Origin of the sequence: Streptomyces hilarionis (genome assembly GCF_024539675.1) — a bacterium.
GTDB classification, from domain to species: domain Bacteria; phylum Actinomycetota; class Actinomycetes; order Streptomycetales; family Streptomycetaceae; genus Streptomyces; species Streptomyces hilarionis.
The window spans coordinates 1-773 of the sequence record NZ_JAHHIT010000379.1 but is presented as its reverse complement, the minus strand read 5'-3'; the positions used below and the strand labels follow the sequence as shown (position 1 = coordinate 773).

The following is a 773-nucleotide window of genomic DNA, read 5'->3' as shown; positions in this document are numbered from 1 at the left end:
CGAACTCGACCAACCACTCTCCCAGTGGAAGGTGCTGGTAGTTGGTACTCTGTTCGGTGAAAAACGTCAGCTGAAAGCCGTTCATAGCTACATCCTCTAATGTGGCGAGTGACCGACGCTTCGGTCGGCCTTACTTCTTCATTTCCGAGCTGTTTTCAAACTGAATTACGACGCGTCAGTGAGCGGTAACTCACATAAGAGAAGAACTGCTCGCACCTTGCGTAACTCGTCAGCGTGGTCGCGCAGGAATGCGCGCAGCTTGTCCTCTGTATCTAGCAATTCCAGACACTGGGGATGACGCATATCGCCAAGCTCCGGGTGATGATGGGAGATGCGATGGCCTGGCAAATAACCTGCAGAAATCGTCTTGAGCATGACCTGCTCAATTTTTGCTTTTTGAGCAACTTTAAGGAGGTGCTGGGCTAGTGCAGGTGCGCTTAGGTGGTGCCAGAAGCTGGTCACGCGAGCCCGGCTAGCGCCAGGAAAATAGAGTTGCAAAGCTGTCAGGCGATCTTGGTGATGTTCAATCATTTCTCTTCCCCCACAAGAGTCACTTTCCGCTCGCTGGCGGATTCACTTTGAGCATGAAATTGCTTGATATCAGAGAGCCGGATTTCCTCCGGAAGAGGACGGTGATGCTTGCTGTGGCCGACGCGCTGGGCGTGATAGATCCCGGTGTGTCCGGATACGAGGTAACTTGCGATACAGGCAATGGCTGCAAGCGGAGCAATTTCGGGCCCGAAGAGCTCCATGGCCATAACGATGGTTGCCAG

The 773-nt window shown here is 53.3% G+C and carries 2 protein-coding genes; both read right to left on the bottom strand.

Annotation, left to right across the window (positions count from 1 at the left end; genetic code table 11):
* Positions 1-165 precede the first annotated feature (165 nt).
* Positions 166-531: a hypothetical protein gene (locus tag KMS84_RS43635; RefSeq protein WP_216591887.1), complete on the bottom strand. Its 366-nt coding sequence runs from the start codon at positions 529-531 to the stop codon at positions 166-168.
* Positions 528-773: voltage-gated chloride channel family protein (locus KMS84_RS43630; protein ID WP_256921245.1), on the bottom strand; the 246-nt coding region annotated here is incomplete at its 5' end. The genes KMS84_RS43630 and KMS84_RS43635, both read right to left, overlap by 4 nt.